The 16,558-nt window shown below is 39.1% G+C and carries 14 protein-coding genes; 6 read left to right on the plus strand and 8 right to left on the minus strand.

Features of this window, described 5'->3' with window-relative positions; genetic code table 11:
- Nucleotides 1-87 precede the first annotated feature (87 nt).
- From SporoP32a_RS07025 to SporoP32a_RS07035, 4 genes are all read right to left on the minus strand, one after another.
- Entirely contained in the window at nucleotides 88-768 is a 681-nt protein-coding gene (locus SporoP32a_RS07025) for a response regulator (protein ID WP_085427254.1), read from the minus strand.
- A complete protein-coding gene (locus SporoP32a_RS07030; protein ID WP_085427255.1) occupies nucleotides 765-2,372 on the minus strand; it encodes a sensor histidine kinase in 1,608 nt (535 codons plus the stop codon). Before SporoP32a_RS07030 ends, SporoP32a_RS07025 begins: the two co-directional genes overlap by 4 nt.
- Nucleotides 2,373-2,480: 108 nt before the next feature.
- Nucleotides 2,481-2,615, minus strand: coding sequence for a hypothetical protein (locus tag SporoP32a_RS17340; RefSeq protein ID WP_257788348.1), 135 nt, complete (start codon nucleotides 2,613-2,615; stop codon nucleotides 2,481-2,483).
- 156 nt (nucleotides 2,616-2,771) lie between these two features.
- Nucleotides 2,772-3,374 (minus strand): TetR/AcrR family transcriptional regulator, encoded by a 603-nt coding sequence (locus SporoP32a_RS07035; protein WP_085427256.1) that lies wholly within the window; start codon nucleotides 3,372-3,374, stop codon nucleotides 2,772-2,774.
- Between the two features lie 318 nt (nucleotides 3,375-3,692).
- Between SporoP32a_RS07035 and SporoP32a_RS07040 the strand changes: the two genes are divergently transcribed.
- Nucleotides 3,693-4,826, plus strand: a complete 1,134-nt coding sequence (locus SporoP32a_RS07040) for a dicarboxylate/amino acid:cation symporter (protein ID WP_085427257.1) — start codon at nucleotides 3,693-3,695, stop codon at nucleotides 4,824-4,826.
- A 67-nt stretch (nucleotides 4,827-4,893) separates the two neighbouring features.
- Here the strand turns inward: SporoP32a_RS07040 and SporoP32a_RS07045 are convergent, their stop codons facing one another.
- Entirely contained in the window at nucleotides 4,894-5,997 is a 1,104-nt protein-coding gene (locus tag SporoP32a_RS07045) for a threonine synthase (RefSeq protein WP_085427258.1), read from the minus strand.
- Nucleotides 5,998-6,283: 286 nt separating this feature from the next.
- Nucleotides 6,284-6,850 carry a DUF4256 domain-containing protein gene (locus SporoP32a_RS07050; RefSeq protein WP_085427259.1) on the minus strand — a complete coding sequence of 189 codons (567 nt, stop codon included), beginning with the start codon at nucleotides 6,848-6,850 and terminating at the stop codon, nucleotides 6,284-6,286.
- A gap of 476 nt (nucleotides 6,851-7,326) precedes the next feature.
- On the opposite strand from SporoP32a_RS07050, the gene SporoP32a_RS07055 reads away from it, so the two are divergent.
- Genes SporoP32a_RS07055 through SporoP32a_RS07075 form a run of 5 tightly spaced genes read left to right on the plus strand, consistent with a single transcriptional unit; the run spans nucleotide 7,327 to nucleotide 14,256 of the window.
- Nucleotides 7,327-8,652, plus strand: a complete 1,326-nt coding sequence (locus tag SporoP32a_RS07055) for a hypothetical protein (protein WP_085427260.1) — start codon at nucleotides 7,327-7,329, stop codon at nucleotides 8,650-8,652.
- A 2-nt stretch (nucleotides 8,653-8,654) separates the two neighbouring features.
- Nucleotides 8,655-9,899 (plus strand): M20 family metallo-hydrolase, encoded by a 1,245-nt coding sequence (locus SporoP32a_RS07060; protein ID WP_085427261.1) that lies wholly within the window; start codon nucleotides 8,655-8,657, stop codon nucleotides 9,897-9,899.
- A gap of 33 nt (nucleotides 9,900-9,932) precedes the next feature.
- Entirely contained in the window at nucleotides 9,933-11,375 is a 1,443-nt protein-coding gene (locus SporoP32a_RS07065) for a M20 family metallopeptidase (protein ID WP_085427262.1), read from the plus strand.
- 16 nt (nucleotides 11,376-11,391) lie between these two features.
- The gene (locus SporoP32a_RS07070) at nucleotides 11,392-12,918 is read left to right on the plus strand and encodes an AbgT family transporter (protein ID WP_085427263.1); all 1,527 of its coding nucleotides are present in this window, start codon (nucleotides 11,392-11,394) and stop codon (nucleotides 12,916-12,918) included.
- A 42-nt stretch (nucleotides 12,919-12,960) separates the two neighbouring features.
- Entirely contained in the window at nucleotides 12,961-14,256 is a 1,296-nt protein-coding gene (locus SporoP32a_RS07075; RefSeq protein ID WP_085427264.1) for an amidohydrolase, read from the plus strand.
- A gap of 99 nt (nucleotides 14,257-14,355) precedes the next feature.
- Here the strand turns inward: SporoP32a_RS07075 and SporoP32a_RS07080 are convergent, their stop codons facing one another.
- Together SporoP32a_RS07080 and SporoP32a_RS07085 are read right to left on the minus strand one after the other, a co-directional pair.
- Complete coding sequence (locus SporoP32a_RS07080) at nucleotides 14,356-16,134, minus strand: S9 family peptidase (protein WP_085427265.1); 1,779 nt, start codon at nucleotides 16,132-16,134, stop codon at nucleotides 14,356-14,358.
- 28 nt (nucleotides 16,135-16,162) lie between these two features.
- Complete coding sequence (locus SporoP32a_RS07085) at nucleotides 16,163-16,531, minus strand: DUF3899 domain-containing protein (RefSeq protein WP_085427266.1); 369 nt, start codon at nucleotides 16,529-16,531, stop codon at nucleotides 16,163-16,165.
- Nucleotides 16,532-16,558: the final 27 nt, after the last annotated feature.

The following is a 16,558-nucleotide window of genomic DNA, read 5'->3' on the forward strand; positions in this document are numbered from 1 at the left end:
AAAAGCACCCCGCTAAGGAATGCTCTTGAATGGATATGGAGAATATAGATCTGCAAAACTATAGGGATCCGTATGGACTCTGAACGTTTACAATCCAAAGTATTTCCGTTCAGGCCTTCCGACAATACCATATTCAAGCTCTGCACGCATTTTGCCTTCTGCAATTAGATACTCTAAGTATCTCCTAGCGGTAGTACGGGATGCTCCAAGTCTTTCTCCCATCTCCTCTGCAGTTGTGCCTTCCGTCAATGAACCCGCGATCTCTATCACTTTTTGCAATGTTAACGGATGAATTCCCTTTGGAAGGTCCGTATTTGTAGCCATTTCTTTAGTTACTGCACCTTGGACAAAAAGTTTATCTATTTCATTTTGGTTCACATGTTGGCTTTCCTGAAGAAATGCACGTCTTTGTTGATAACGTTCGATGACTTCCTTTAACTTGCTTAACTCAACAGGCTTAACCAAATAATGAAACGCTCCTGCCGCTACACTGCTCGCCACCAATTCCCGTTCAGTAGCGGCCGTAATAATGATAAAATCAAGCGCAGGATATTGTACTTTCAACTCGCGCACTAGATCGATTCCCAACTGGTCAGGCATATAGATATCTACTAATAATAAATCTACATACTGAGTTTCAAGCATCTGCCATGTATCTCTTGCACGTAATGCTTGTCCAACGACTGTTACACCCTCTATACTTTCTAGAAACTGTTGATGTATAGAAGCAATGCGAAAATCATCTTCTACAATTCCTACATGAATCATCTTATTTCACGCTCCTCGTTGTCTGGATATTTTGGAATATATACAGAAAATATAGTACCTTCTTCGGTGCTTGTTACTTGAATCGTCCCTCCAAGTACACGAATAGCTCCATCTACATTCGCTAAACCAATACCTCTTCCTGTTGAAGACTTCGTGGAGTAACCTTTTTTAAATAGCTCATCTTGTAATTCAGGTGGAATACCTTTGCCATTATCGGATACTTCAAAAATTACATCTTCTCCAAAATCAAGTGCAAAGAATGACACTTGGCCGTCTTGGTAATTCGCCACTTCTTCAAGTGCATTATCAATCAAATTCCCAAGAATCACAGTCAATGCCCCTGTACCAAACCATTCAGGCAATTGTTCTAGACTACTGTTTTCATCAATTTCAAAATCTACTTTCATTTCAGATGCTTTGCCGACCTTACCAAATAGAATGGCTTGTACATGTGCGTCTTTTATGTTTTCAAATATGAATTGATTTGTATCATCACTGATACTGATTTCTGTTTGAATCGTGCGTATCGCTTCTTCATACTTTCCAAGTTGGAGCAAACCAGAAATCAAATATAATTTATTCGTATATTCATGCGTCTGCGCCCTTAAGTCATCCGAATACTTTCGTACTTCATATAAAGTATTCACAACTTCCATCATTTCTGTCGTGTCGCGGAAAGTGATCAATGCACCTTTTTGTTCACCTTCAAATTGAAGCGGCATGGAGCTCACAACTAATCGTTTTTTTTCATAAACCACTTCAAATGATCTGGATACTGATTTATCGAGTTTAGTGAGCACCGGCAAGTTAGGGAATATTGATTCTATGGAATCTCCTTTTCGACGATTAGATATGCCTAGTATTGAACGAGCCGCTGTATTAATTAATGTAATCTGACCTAGCCGATCAACTGCAATAATCCCTTCATCTATGGACGCTAATATCGCTTTACGTTCCATATAGAAACTAGCTATCTGCTCAGGCTCTAAGCCGAATGTATCTTTCCTAATGGATTTCGCTAATAGGTAGCTGATTAAAATCCCCAAGACTAATATGATTGAAGATATTAACAAAAGTTTTTCGACTCGATGTTGAACGATTTTCTGCAGATCTGAAATAAGGTAGCCCACTGTTACGACTCCGATAATTTGGTTTTCCTCTTTATTATAAATAGGCGCCTTACTACTGACAGACGGACCAATAATTTCATTCGACAACATGGAGTAATTCGCTCCAAAAACGACTGCTTTAAAGCCGTCCTCAAAAGGAATGACATCTCCTATTTGCAATTCATCAGGCGATGCTAAAATGCGACCTGATTTGTCTTGAATCACAATAAATGTCGCATCTACTTGATGAGAGTAATGCTCAATCACCGCTTCCAAATCACCTACTTTTTCTACATCTGTCCGTTCTTCCAAACCATCTTTGACAGTATCCATATAAGAAAGCATCTTAGCCGTTTGTAAACCGACAGTATGACTGCGATCAAATAAATTTATATAATCCGTAACTACAAAAACCGTCAGCATCAGTAGCATCAAAAATAAAATAAGTGAGGTTACCATGAGTAATATTTTCTTTTGTAGTTTTGACTTCAGCATAAGACTTCACTTCCAGCTTAACATTTTTTCTGTAGCGTCTGTAAAACTTAAATACTTATAGGATGTTTCTTTGAGTGTTCTCACTCAAGTAAAGATTCTACTATCTACTCATGCGAATTTCATTTCTGTTTTTTCAAACACCGCTAAAATCGCACGTTGCAAATCCGTCTTCGTACTAGTTCCCTGTTTATAGTTCACCATGAATAAACGATTGAACAATATATTTACTAATAAACCTACCAAGATGATTGTAGCAGTTAAAGCAATCTTGTTTAAGTAAGTAAAGATTAAAACCCCTTAGCTACAACGTATATACTGTATACCAGACAACAGATCTAAATAATGCCTTGAAAATCAAAAAGCATAAACCCTATCGATGGGTTTATGCTTCTCTACACATTAGTTATTTTTCAAACCGCACAAAAACAGACTTGTAAAATCCTGAGCGAGTTCTTCAGGACTGTGAACACCAGTCCAAAGTTTTGTTATAGACAGATGTTCAATAGCACCAACCATAGTCGTTGCGACTAAGTTCAGGTTTATATCCGTAGTGAAATATCCGTTTTCCACTTCTTCTATAAGATTCTCTTCTATCTTTAACGCCATTTGAACTTTGATATCCTTCGCTTCTTCCGAGACAACAAAACCGATTCTTGCTACATTTTCATTTTGCTTGAAAAATTCAAACAGCCTACTTAACCCATAAGCAATTCTTGACAACAAACCTTCTTTAGCCACATCAGTGGGAAGTTTACTCTGAGCTACATGATTATATAGTTTTTCTTTAAAGACCTGGATTAATTCTTGGAATACAGCATCTTTACTTTTAAAATACAAGTAGAACGTGGGCTGTGTGACGTTTGCTTCCTTCACAATTTCACTGATCTTCGTCTTATGAAAACCATGAAGGGCAAATTGCTGTGCAGCAATTTCTAAAAGCAGTTTCCGACTTTTTTCGCCATCAGCGCCTACTTGTCTACCTCTTTTATTCAGTTGACACACTTCCTATCTTAATATAAAGATTTATTCATAGATAAATCTAATTATACAGTGAAGTGACAGAAAAGCCAAATTATATTTAGATTGTTGAAATAATTTCATCAAATTTTAAGAATAATCTCTGTTCCCTTTCAGCTAAATATTAGCTACTTTATCTCTTTCTTCGCTAACTTTCGTTTCTTTCCCTCTTGCATTTATTACTAGTTAGCTAAGTCGGTAACTAGTTAAATTGACAAACTGCGAAATATATCGAATAATACTTAGTAAGCGCTTTCATTTCGTCTTAATCAATTGAATATACTATGTAAAGGAGGGGTTTTTATGAAGTTGGCTAGAAATATTGTTATTGCACTTATTGCAGGGGTCATCGCAGGGTTGTTATTGAACATTTTTTCACCTGACATTTTTTCAAAGGTTGATGCATTTTTATTTAAACCGCTTGGTACAATCTTCTTAAATCTTATGAAGATGCTAGTTGTACCTGTCGTTTTCATTTCCATCGCACTTGGAACGGTTGGTATTGGTGATCCGAAAAAATTAGGAAGGATCGGCGGAAAGACCATTGGATATTTCTTAATTACAACGGCTATTGCCATTGTCATCGCAATTTCTCTTGGATTATTAGTAAAGCCTGGTGAAGGAGGTAACTTCGAGACAGCCAACGCCGTGTATGAAGCTCAAGAAGCTCCACCAGTCGCTGAAACTTTACTAGGAATTATCCCGACAAACCCTATTAGTGCTATGGCAGAAGGCAATATGCTTCAGATTATCTTCTTTGCAGCATTGGTAGGTTTTGGTATGGCCATGCTAGGTAATAAAGTGGAAAGAGTGAAAGAGTTATTTGAACAAGTCAATGAACTTATCATGTATCTGATTACGTTTGTTATGAAGTTCGCCCCATATGGAGCATTCGGTTTAATTGCATCTGCTGTAGGGAGTCAAGGTATTGATGCGCTAAAGGTAATGGGGATGTACATGGGAGTCGTTCTGGGAGCGCTCCTAATCCACACCATTGTTGTCTATGGCGGATCTGTCGCATTAATCGGTAAGCGTAATCCTATATGGTTCTTCAAGAACTTTTTCCCGGCGCAGGTTGTAGCGTTTAGTACCGCGATTATGCAAGGTGCAGCTGTTATTTTCATTGCGCAGGCTTATGATATCCAGTTATCTTTAGGTCAGTTGCTGACGGTTGTGTTGACTGCTGTGCTTGCCAGCATTGGAACAGCCGCTGTACCTGGTGCTGGTTTGATTATGCTGGCAATGGTTCTGACATCAGTCGGTTTACCAGTTGAAGGAATTGCGCTCGTTCTAGGTGTAGATCGTCTACTTGATATGGTGCGAACAGCTGTTAATATTACGGGTGACGCTGCTTGTGCAGTTGTCGTTGCGAAAACAGAAGGTGTTTTAGGCGAACCGGAAATCGAAGACGTTCACAGAGCTACAGAAACAGCATAATTTTTACAACTTCCTGTACGGAGACCTTCGTGTTTAACAAGCACGATAGATTTCCATGCAGGTTTTTTTATGTTGGCGACTTGATGCCTGCCCCACATAACGGTATAACAATCACTTCGTCTTTAGTAGTCGCGTACTTTATGTACCCCGCATAATTAATTGCTGAAGTTATTTCTACGTAGAATCCTTTGGCAGCAAGCATTTTGCGAGCTACCAGAATCTCATCTTCGGCAATTGTGATAAACGTACCTTTTGTATCACGTACTGCTTCTAGTATTTGTTTTGATCTGGCTGGTGCTGCAATGGCAATGCCTTCTGCAAAAGTTCCTTCATTCACGACCGATTTTGCTATTAGCTCTTGTTTCTCAAATGCCTTTGCGAGCGGTGCACATTTCTCGGCTTGGATAGCAATGATCTTCGGCATATGATTAATTAACTTCGCTTCCAATAATGCTTTAAAACCGTAGTAAGCCCCTAATAATAGTGTTCCATTTCCTACTGGAATAAGTACAGCGTCCGGTGCCTTACCTAATTGTTCATACACTTCAAAAGCATATGTTTTAGTACCTTCAAAAAAGTATGGATTGTAGACATGGCTCGCATAAAACACTTGCTCTTCTGCGACCGCTAACTGGGCTGCAGCCGCTACTTCTTCTCTAGTTCCTTTTATTGCTTTTATATTCGCGCCATGCGCTTCTATCTGTGCCATTTTACCTGGAGATGTATCAGCACTTACATACACATCGCAGTCTATACCTGCTCTAGCACTATAAGCAGCAAGAGCGGTTCCGGCATTACCGCTGCTATCTGCAATCATCTTTTTTACTCCTAATTGTTTCGCTAGAGCAACTAGTACCACAGCGCCTCGGTCTTTAAAAGAAAGTGTAGGCATCATAAAATCTACTTTTACAAATATATTTGGCTCTGCTTCATCTAATTTAAGTAAGGGCGTTTGACCTTCGCCTAAAGTAATAGACTGCCAACCTTTTAAATTTTCTCGACCAACCATCGATGAAACATAACGCCATATAGATCTATCGCTTGTCCAGCGATCATTCTCTTGTTTAGATTGGGATGGTAATAAGTTTAGTAGACCACCGCAATCACACTTCCATCTTGTCACTTGAATCACATAGGTTTTATTACAATTTACGCAACTATATTTTGTCATATCTTTAATCTCCTTTACTAAGATGAATAATAACTTCCCTACATTATACTTGAAAGTTATTGCTCAATTCTTGCTAACTGGAAGATCTTTTAATTTTGGTAATAAAAAAACTTTGCAAGGTCTACTTACAAACCTCGCAAAGATTGGATTATATTCAATCATTCTTCATCTGATACATTGATACACCAAAACGGATCTCCCTTTAGATGACCGAATGTATCATTCACACTCAATAAAAAGCGCAAGGCTAGCTTAGGTTGTGATCACGACATGTTCTTATACCAACTCAAACTCTTAACATCCCTCTAAATCCCCTAGCAGCATAATAGGATTCCGCACCGTTATGGTACACAAAAACCGTATTATACCGACGATCACAAAATAAGGCTCCTCCTAGTTTTCTGATGTCTTCAGGTGTTTGCACCCAGCTAGACGTCTTTTTATCAAATTCTTCTAACTGCTGAATTTTTCTATACTGATCTTCCGTTAAAAGTTCAATGCCGATGTTTGCTGCGAGATCCACTGCAGAATTCTCTGGTTTATTTTTCTTTCTTGAATCCAACGCTTGACGATCATAACAAAGACTTCTGCGTCCGACAGGTGATTCAATAGAACAATCAACAAAGCAATAATCTTCTGATGTCGTATCAAACACCACGACATCTGGTTCTCCACCAGTATTCTCCATCTCATTTAGAGACCATAACTTTTGCATGTTAGCTAGGAGCTTGTCTTGAACCCCCTTCCATTCTATACCTATATGGCGATGTCTATTTTCTTCAAAACGTGTTTGTAGTGTGTTGAGTAAATATTCTTGTTGTTCAATCGTTAAGCGATTAGAATCGTTTGTCATTCTTTATTCCTCCTAAGGATTTATGCACTTTGCTTAAGTATATAGCATACGAAAGAACTTAAACCATTTTAATGTTAGCAGAAACAAACATAGGTCCCCTCATATCTTAGAATTCTTCTAATAAATTTATCATAACTTTTCACATACATACATTTTATCAATACTGGCATTTCAATTTAATTCAGACTGGATTCTATTTTGTTTTAGGAAGTTTATGAATTATCAAAACCATTAATTTATGTTCAATTTATAGTCACTTAGATACAACTTTCAATCTATTTCTGTTAAATAAATAAGTCCTATCTCCCTCTCTATACATTAATATCTTAATATAATTAATTTAACCAAATATTTTCAATAAAAAATCATAGACAATGAAAGCGCTCTATAGTAATGTAGAAAACAACATAAGGGAAACATAAAGGAATATGTCCTTATATAGTTTCTTATTAAGAAAAGTAAAAGGAGGTGGTCCATTGCAAGTTACGATAGGTGTTATCGGGCCGTCTGAGTCAGTTGGAAAGATCTTGAAAGTAGCAGAAGAGTTTCCAAATACGCAATGTATTCCTTATATTTATGAAAATGTGACGGAGTTACCGGCCCTGATTGAGCAAGGTAGACCCATAGTTGATCAATGGCTTTTCTCCGGCATAATGAACCATATGTACGCATTGGAAAATGATTTAGTTCAAGAAGAACAATCGAGTTTCCCTTATTTGCATGGATCAAGCTTCTTTGGAAAGCTATTGGAAATCCAACAAAAAGAAGAACGAATCATTCAATCTGTAAGTATTGACTATATTACTGCTGAAGAAGTACAAAAAGCGTTATCTTTCTACGACTTGGACAAACTTCAGTTTGAAACTGTTTCATCTGCCTTAAACGGCAATGCTGAACAACTTTCTCTCGTTCATGAAAAATTATTTATAGAAGGTAAATCTGAAGTGGCGATCACAGCTATGAAAGATGTTTATGACAGATTAAGAAAAAGAAATATACCTGTCTATAGACTGACCCCTTCTTATATAGCTATTAAATTAGCTATTGAGTTACTTATTGAAAAGGCAAATTCTAAGCGCTTTGAAAACTTACAAATGGCTGTTATTGGATGCCAAGCGTTGAATTCAAGTAACGTCATCGATCAATCGCTCTTTGAATGGAAGCATCAGGATTTAGATCTTAAGAAAAATTTACTGACTTTTACACAAAAGTTAAATGGTTCATTCGTTGAAGTGGCAGATGGACTCTACTATATCTATACTACTAAAGGCGAAATTGATGAAGATGTAGAAGCTTCACTGCTAACTACCATTGAATCTTTCAAATTAAACAATCAGTTGGAGATCGGGTTTTCTATCGGTTATGGACAAACTGTTTTAGCTGCTGAACAACATGTACGGTATGGACTTAATCACTTAAAAACCGGTGCGGAACCTTCCCTATTGGTCGTTAAGACGAAAAACGACATTACACAGAAAGTACAAAGTGATTTTAGAAGTATGCTAAACACTGCGGCTATACGTACTGTTCTGCAAGAGAAATTTCATTTAACGGAAAACAATGCTCGAGATGTACTCCGAATTGCACTTAATTCGCGAAGAGACAATAAACAAGAGTTCACAGCTGATGATGTTGCACAGTGGTTTGATAATACAAAGCGAAATGCACGTCGCATTCTCGTGGAATTACAACAAGCCGACATTATTGAGCTGTACAATAAAACACAAACTACTCCAAGAGGACGTCCAAGTAACGTCTATCGCTTTAAAGATACAGAACTACTCTTCGGAAAGGAGGAGTAAGCATGAATGATTATATTAATTGGATAGAAGAGAAACTCCTCCAAATAAACCTTGTAAAAAGTATGGATCAAGCGGAAGGTTTTTCACGTCTGGGCTATACAAAAGAAGAGAAAGCATCACAAGAGCAGTTCCGTTTAATTAGTCAGAGCCTTGGTTTGAAAACCTATGAGGATGCAGCGGGTAATCAATGGGCCTTGTGGGAAGTAGACAAGCAAGCAGGTTGGATTGCGACTGGTTCACACGTAGATACTGTCTATAATGGCGGAGGTTATGACGGTTCTGCTGGCGTAGTAGCAAGTCTCGCAGCAGTAAAGATGCTAAAAGATGAATCCTTCCAACCACGAAAAAACATTGCGATTATTGCATTTGCTTGCGAAGAGTCTGCACGTTTTAACGTTTCAACCATCGGAAGTAAAGCAATTAGCGGCTTATTGGATAAAGAGAAAGTTGCTTCCTATGAGGATGTTAATGGTGTGACTCTTGAGAAAGCGTTTACAAAAAGAGGTCTAGATTGGCAGAGGATTCAGGATGCACAATTAGAGGATGATCAGCTGGAACAATTTATTGAATTGCACATTGAGCAAGCAAGCAAACTTGAGAAATCTGGTAAAGAAATTGGCATAGTACGATCCATCGCTCAACCTACCCGACTTCATATAACATGCACAGGCAAAACAAATCATACGGGTACAACTCCCATGAATGAACGCCAAGATGCACTTGTTGCTATTGCTCCACTTATAACCTTTATTGAAGAAGCTACTATTGAAATTAACCAGGAGCAAGCCGTTGCATTAGTAGCCACGGTCAGCACCATACAAAACACTCCAAATTCTATGAGCATGATACCTGGAGAAGTTGTAGTAGGCATTGACATCCGAAGCACCAAAGCTGATTTAAAGCATCGTCTTGTAGAAAAGGTTAATCGGTTCGTTCAACAAATCGAAATGAACAAACCCGTTTCGTTCACTATTAAAACACTTGTCGATGATGAACCTACTGATCTTGATCCCGGCATACAAGAAACTCTCACTAATATATGCGAAAAGTTCGGATTGTCTTCGATGTCACTCGACAGCGGTGCTGGTCATGATGTAATGAACATGAGCAAAAGATGGCCTTGTGGACTTATATTCATCCCTTGTCGTGACGGGATTAGCCATCACCCTTTAGAACATGCCAATATGGAAGATTTATTGAAAGGTACAAAAGTGATTGCTGAATATTTAAAGAAAACATCTTGTTAAAAATTCTAACGAACATAAATAGGAGGACTTCAAATGAATACATTCATCAAAGAATATATGGAAGAGCATAAAGATTACTTTAATCAAGTGTCTGAACATATTTTCCATACCCCAGAAACGCGTTTCGAAGAATTTAAATCTGCTGAATTTTTATCAGCAGAATGTGAAAAACAAGGTTTTGAGGTCAAGCGTAATATTGCAAATATACCTACTGCTTTCAAAGCTACATATGGTACAGGAAAACCCGTCATCGCCTTTTTAGGTGAATACGATGCCCTTCCCGGTCTAAGTCAAACCCCAGGTAAATCGGAAGCAGAACAAGTCAAGGAATCACCTGACTTCGGACACGGCTGCGGTCATAATCTACTTGGCACTGGAGCATTTGCCGCTGCATGTGCAGCGAAAGCATACCTTGAAGAGAATAATCAAGAAGGTACAGTCGTTTTCTACGGATGTCCTGGCGAAGAAGGCGGTTCCGGAAAAACATTCATGGTACGGGATGGAGAATTTGAAGGTGTGGATGCAGCCCTAACATGGCACCCATCACCAGGTAACTCCATTATGAGCAAGCCAACATTAGCCAATTACCAAATCTCCTTTAAATTTAAAGGTGTAGCGGCACATGCAGCAAACTCTCCACATTTAGGTCGAAGCGCTTTGGATGCTGTCGAATTAATGAATGTCGGTGTCAATTACTTGCGCGAACATATCATTCAGGATGCCCGCGTTCATTATGCAGTAACTGATACAGGCGGTCTTTCACCTGCAGTAGTGCAGCCACGTGCGGAAGTTCTGTATCTAATCCGTGCTCCAAAGAACAACCAGGTAGAAGGTATTTATCAACGTATTTGTAAAATAGCCGAAGGTGCTGCTTTGATGACTGAGACACAACTTGAAATTGAATTCGTTAAAGCTTGCTCAAATTATGTACCCAATAGAAGTTTGGAAAAAGTTTTATATAAGAATCTAATAGATGTTGGTGTCGAAGAGTCTTCCGATCAAGAAATAGCCTATGCCAAAGAAATTTGGGAAACATTCTCGCCAGATGAACAGGAATTCTATTTGGACGTAATGAGAGGTTTCGGCTATGTAGGTGACGGAAGTGAATTCGAAGGTAAATACTTAAATGAGGGTATTTCGGATTATCAAGAAACTGAAGAAATATTCTATGGTTCTACGGACGTAGCTGATGTGAGCTGGGTGGTACCTACTGCACAATTAACTGCAGCAACTAGTACGCTCGGCACTGCATTGCATACATGGCAGATGACTGCTCAAGGAATCTCTGACTTTGCTCACAAAGGTATGATGCGCGCTGCATCCGCAATGGCATTGACAGGTATCAATCTCCTATCTTCAGAAGAGCAGCTTAAGCAAATAAAAGAAGAACATGCAAAGTTCCAAAGTAAAAATCCATATATCGCTCCCATACCAAAAGATGTTAGACCATCTACTCTAGGCGGCAAACGAATCTAATTTAAGAGGTGACAACATGAAAGAGAAAAACGGCGTAGCAAAGAAAAGTTTGTTTCAAAGGTTTTTAGATATTGTTGAACGTTTAGGAAATAAACTGCCAGATCCCTTCGCTTTATTTGTCGGTTTAGCAGTTGTGATGATTATCGTTTCATGGATCTTTAGTTTATTTAACGCTTCTGTTGTACATCCGGGCAATGGTGATGTATTGCCTATCAAGAGCTTAATTTCTGGGGAAGGTTTGCAGTTCATCTTAACTTCCATGCTTGATAACTTCACCGGTTTCGCGCCGCTAGGCTTAGTATTGGTTATGATGCTAGGTATCGGTTTAGCGGAGAAGGTTGGCTTATTGGATTATGCAGTACGGAAGACCATCCTAAAATCACCACCATATTTATTAACTTACACAGTAGTATTCGTAGGAATCATGGGTAACCTTGCTTCCGATGCTGCAGTCGTTTTAATTCCGCCATTGGCAGCACTTGTCTTCTATAAAGTGGGACGACACCCACTTGCAGGTTTGGCTGCAGGTTTCGCCGGTGCAGGCGCAGGATTCACTGCTAACTTATTCATTGCAGGTACAGATGCTTTACTTGCAGGTATTACAACGGAAGCGGCGCGCTTTTTAGATGAATCGTTCACTGTTACTCCAGTGGATAACTGGTTCTTTAACATTGCTTCTGTTTTCGCCTTAACTATCGTAGGTGGATTATTGACTACTAAATTTATCGAGCCTCGTCTTGGTAAGTACACAGGAGACGCGCTAGAGGAAGAGAATACAACTGAATTACCAAATGCCAAAAGAGCATTTATTAACTCTATGATTGCTGGTCTAGTCTATATTGCCATTGTTGTGGGTACAATTCTAGCTCCTAACAGTCCACTAGCTAATGAAGACGGCGGACTCATCCCCTCTCCATTCCTAGATGGGATTATTCCGATCATTCTATTCTTCTTCATCATTATTGGTGTAACATTCGGTATTACGGTTGGTAAAATCAAATCAAGTAAAGACGTCAGTAAATACATGGCTGACTCGATTCGAGACATGTCCAGTTATATCGTACTTGTTTTCGCTATCGCTCAGTTTACAGCTTACTTCAACTGGTCTAACCTCGGTACTTGGGTTGCAGTAAACGGTGCAGAATTCCTGACGAGTGTCAACTTTACAGGAATGCCACTCATCGTAGGTTATATTATTTTCACATCACTAATGAACTTCCTGATCACTTCAGGTTCAGCAAAGTGGGCAATCGAGGCGCCGATATTTGTCCCAATGTTCATGCAACTCGGCTACCATCCGGCATTTACTCAAGTCGCTTACCGTGTAGCAGATTCTTCAACAAACATTGTTACGCCTTTGTTCCCGTATATGGTTATCATCTTAGCATTCATGCAAAAATATGATAAAAAAGCCAGTATCGGAACATATATGTCTCTAATGATCCCATATACAATTGTGTTCTTGATCACATGGATTATATTAATCATGGTATTCTTCTATCTTGGTATTCCATTTGGACCTGGTATTCATGCTCGCTTGTAATTCATCAGTTAGATACGATCGATTTATATAGGAGGTAACACCATGCAATTAGAACAACAGATCATTAGCTGGAGAAGAGATTTTCATCGCTTTCCTGAACAAGGTTTTCTAGAAATGCGCACAGCTTCCATCGTAGCAAACATATTGGATAGCTTAGGCTACGACTTAAAATTAGGAAAAGAAGTCATGAAAGAAGACGAATGTATGGGGAAACCTACTGCAGAAAAGACCCGTCAACACGTGGAGTGGGCAAGAGAAAATGGAGCCGTGGAACGTTTCCTTCCTCATTTCGAGGAAGGTTTCACAGGAATCGTTGCAACAATGGATACGAAGCGACCTGGACCTACCGTCGCTTTCCGCGTTGACATGGACGCTCTACCTATTCTAGAATCTGACACTGAACAGCATGCACCTATGAGTTTAGATTTCCGCTCTACTGCTGAAGGTTCTATGCATGCATGCGGACACGATGCGCATACTTCTATCGGTCTTGGACTGGCTACTATGTTAGCTGGAAATCAGGATAAGTTAAATGGTGTCATCAAGTTGATTTTCCAACCAGCTGAAGAAGGAACACGTGGAGCAAAGGCAATGGCTCGTGCTGGAGTAGTAGACGACGTAGATTACTTCGTTGCTTCTCATATTGGAACAGGCGTGCCACAGCACCATTTTGTCGCAGCAAATAATGGTTTTCTAGCTACGACAAAGCTTAATATTACGTTTACTGGTAAAGCTGCACACGCTGGTAGTGAACCTGAAGTGGGTAAAAATGCGTTACTAGCAGCGGCAAGCGCAACATTGAATATGCACGCTATTTGTCGCCACTCTGGCGGAGATTCACGGATAAACGTCGGTGAACTACATGCTGGATCAGGAAGAAATGTCATAGCCAACCATGCAACTTTGATTGCCGAGACGCGCGGAGAGACTAGTGAAGTAAACGACTATATGAAGGAACAAGTAAAGAATATCGTTGCAGGTGCTGCACAGATGTATGGAATCGACTATACAATCGAAACTGCTGGAGAAGCCGTCAGCGCTAAATGTTCTGAAGACTTAGCTAAAAGATTGGGTGAAATTGCTGAGCAACATTCCTTTATCGAAAAAGTCATGATCACTAGTGAAGATAGTGCCGGTTCAGAAGATGCAACTTACTTCCTCGAATCTGTTCATCAGCATGGCGGTCAAGCAACTTACTGTATTTTTGGTACAGATTTGGCTGCAGGACATCACCATGAATGTTTCGATATCAATGAAGATACCCTTCTTCCAGCGGTGGAAATTTTATTCGAAACTGCAGTAGAATTAAGTCATTCAAATCGTAACGAAGTACAATAACATTTCACTGTTCGATTTATGACTAGACGATATTAAAATCCCCTTACCATTTTGAGATCAAAACTGGTAAGGGGATTTTTTCCTTCTATTAAATAACCTTTATAATGTCTTGTTGAAAAACTCTACAATTAATGTATTCATCGTAATATGATTGGAAAGCTTATCTGTTTGATGTCCCTCATCTTCAAACACGACCAGTTCGACATCCTTCTTCAGTTCACGCATAGTAGCCGTTAACTGCTCTGCCTCACTGACAGGTACTCTAGTATCATTTTTTCCGTGGAACACTAGCAACGGAGCTTCGATACGTTCTAAGTGATTCAAAGGTGCGATTTCTTCAAAGAAGTCATCATCTGCACCAAGCGTTCCATATTCATATTCCCGTAGTTTCCTTCTCCAAGGTCCTGTATTTTCTAGGAAAGTTTTAAAGTGTGAAATACCAACGATATCAACACCGGCCGCCCATAACTCCGGATAATGTGTTAATGCGGCGAGTACCATGAAGCCCCCGTAACTTCGTCCCATAATCCCAATCTTGTCTGGATCAATCGATTTAGTTTTCACTAAATCATCTACCAGACTGGCAAGATCCGCTACAGCATCCATACGTTTTCTTCCGTCATCTAACTGAATATACTTTCTGCCGTAACCTAGACTACCTCGTACATTAGGTGCCACTACTGCAAAACCTTTGGATACCAAGTACTGAATCACTGGATTGAATTCTGCTTTTATTTGGCTTTCAGGTCCACCATGAACATAAATCACTGTAGCCTTTGGTCGCTGTTCATTTGAATAATAGAAGTAAGGAACTTGCAGTCCATCAAATGAGCTGAACTGACATACTTCAGGCTCCACGAGAAGCTGTTCGATTTCTTCACATACACCGAAGTGAGTCAAACGTGTAGAGGTTTTATCGTCCAAATTATATTTCCAAATATCACCTGGCATCAAAGGATTCTTAAGAGCGAAGAGTAGTTCCTGACCTTCAGTCCATGAAAGAGAGTCAATTACGCCACTAGGAATACCAGGTAGAGTTTTAACTTCTTGAGTTGGAATATCATAACGCTTAAGAATAGACGTGCCACCTGCATTTATATTAAGGACGATGAATTTTTGGCATGGAGATAATGAAATCTCTGTAATATCCCATTCGGGTTCACTAGCTAGTAACTCTAGCTCCCCTGCAGATTCCGTATCAAAACGATAAACGGCTAATTTGTCTTTTTCGAAGTCAGACAATACATAGCCCGCTTTTTGATCTTTTGAAAAGACCAGTGATTGGTACCGAGCCTTATTTTGACTAGGTCCGATGTTTAATAGTTCCTGTGTTTTCAGATCAAGTATCTTGTACGTACTAAAGATATTAGTCTCTTGTATTGAAACTACAATACGCGGATATTCTTTGTCTAGCCAGCGTACAGGTGTACAATTCCCATCGAATTCGTAAACTAGTTCTTCTTTTCGTGTGGATAAATCTAGAACGAATACATCAAAAAAACCACTACTTCTTCGATTACTGGAATATGCTATGCTTTTCTCATCATCAGACCAACCACCAAAGTTATTAAAATGCTTTGGTGATAGCACAATTGCTTCAGCATTGCCTTCCGTGTCGATCTTATAAAATTGTTGCTTTTCATTTCCCTCGTAATCCATTCCGACAATTGTCTGCTTGGCACTTGGGGAATGATAAACAGACATGATGCGGTCTTCAAAGTCTCCCAATAATTCTACATCACTCTTATTTTCATCCCAAATATAAGCTTGGGGTATTCCAGATTTTTTACTTATAAACGTAAATTTATTATTTCCTGGATATACAACTGGGTTATACGCATTGATAACATTTAGATAAAGCGAAAGATGGTCTTCCATATTTGCACCTCTTCTGTAATTTTTACACTCAATAATACAAAGCTAAACAAACTAATGAAATAGCCAGAGTCGGAAATGCGATAGCGGCAGCGGCCTTTTTGAATCCACGCTGGATAGAAGTTTTCCATTCAGCCAATTCATGATCTTCATTCAATAAGTCGTCTGTTCTTTTAGATGATCGTGATTGCGGAAATGCTACATACTTAATTTTCTTGAATCCACTCATGAATATTGTTAAGAAGTTAGATTCAATGATCATGACGATTGCATAGACAACCAGACCGACTAACCCTACAAGAAAAGTCATATTAGCCATCTCTACTAGTGAGAAGGATCCCAGTGTACCGATTAATATCCACGTAATGATTGTCATTCCCGCTATAAGTAAAGTTAGCATTCCACATTTCTCCCTATACGCATTTTC

The sequence above is a fragment of the Sporosarcina ureae genome (assembly GCF_002109325.1).
Classification (GTDB): Bacteria; Bacillota; Bacilli; order Bacillales_A; family Planococcaceae; genus Sporosarcina; species Sporosarcina ureae_C.

Bases quoted from the DNA above. Each gene is read 5' to 3' on its own strand.
- SporoP32a_RS07025 (WP_085427254.1), bottom strand. From the start codon at position 768: ATGATTCATGTAGGAATTGTAGAAGATGATTTTCGCATTGCTTCTATA.
- SporoP32a_RS07030 (WP_085427255.1), bottom strand. From the start codon at position 2,372: ATGCTGAAGTCAAAACTACAAAAGAAAATATTACTCATGGTAACCTCA.
- SporoP32a_RS07040 (WP_085427257.1), top strand. From the start codon at position 3,693: ATGAAGTTGGCTAGAAATATTGTTATTGCACTTATTGCAGGGGTCATC.
- SporoP32a_RS07045 (WP_085427258.1), bottom strand. From the start codon at position 5,997: ATGACAAAATATAGTTGCGTAAATTGTAATAAAACCTATGTGATTCAA.
- SporoP32a_RS07050 (WP_085427259.1), bottom strand. From the start codon at position 6,850: ATGACAAACGATTCTAATCGCTTAACGATTGAACAACAAGAATATTTA.
- SporoP32a_RS07060 (WP_085427261.1), top strand. From the start codon at position 8,655: ATGAATGATTATATTAATTGGATAGAAGAGAAACTCCTCCAAATAAAC.
- SporoP32a_RS07065 (WP_085427262.1), top strand. From the start codon at position 9,933: ATGAATACATTCATCAAAGAATATATGGAAGAGCATAAAGATTACTTT.
- SporoP32a_RS07070 (WP_085427263.1), top strand. From the start codon at position 11,392: ATGAAAGAGAAAAACGGCGTAGCAAAGAAAAGTTTGTTTCAAAGGTTT.
- SporoP32a_RS07075 (WP_085427264.1), top strand. From the start codon at position 12,961: ATGCAATTAGAACAACAGATCATTAGCTGGAGAAGAGATTTTCATCGC.
- SporoP32a_RS07080 (WP_085427265.1), bottom strand. From the start codon at position 16,134: ATGGAAGACCATCTTTCGCTTTATCTAAATGTTATCAATGCGTATAAC.
- SporoP32a_RS07085 (WP_085427266.1), bottom strand. From the start codon at position 16,531: ATGCTAACTTTACTTATAGCGGGAATGACAATCATTACGTGGATATTA.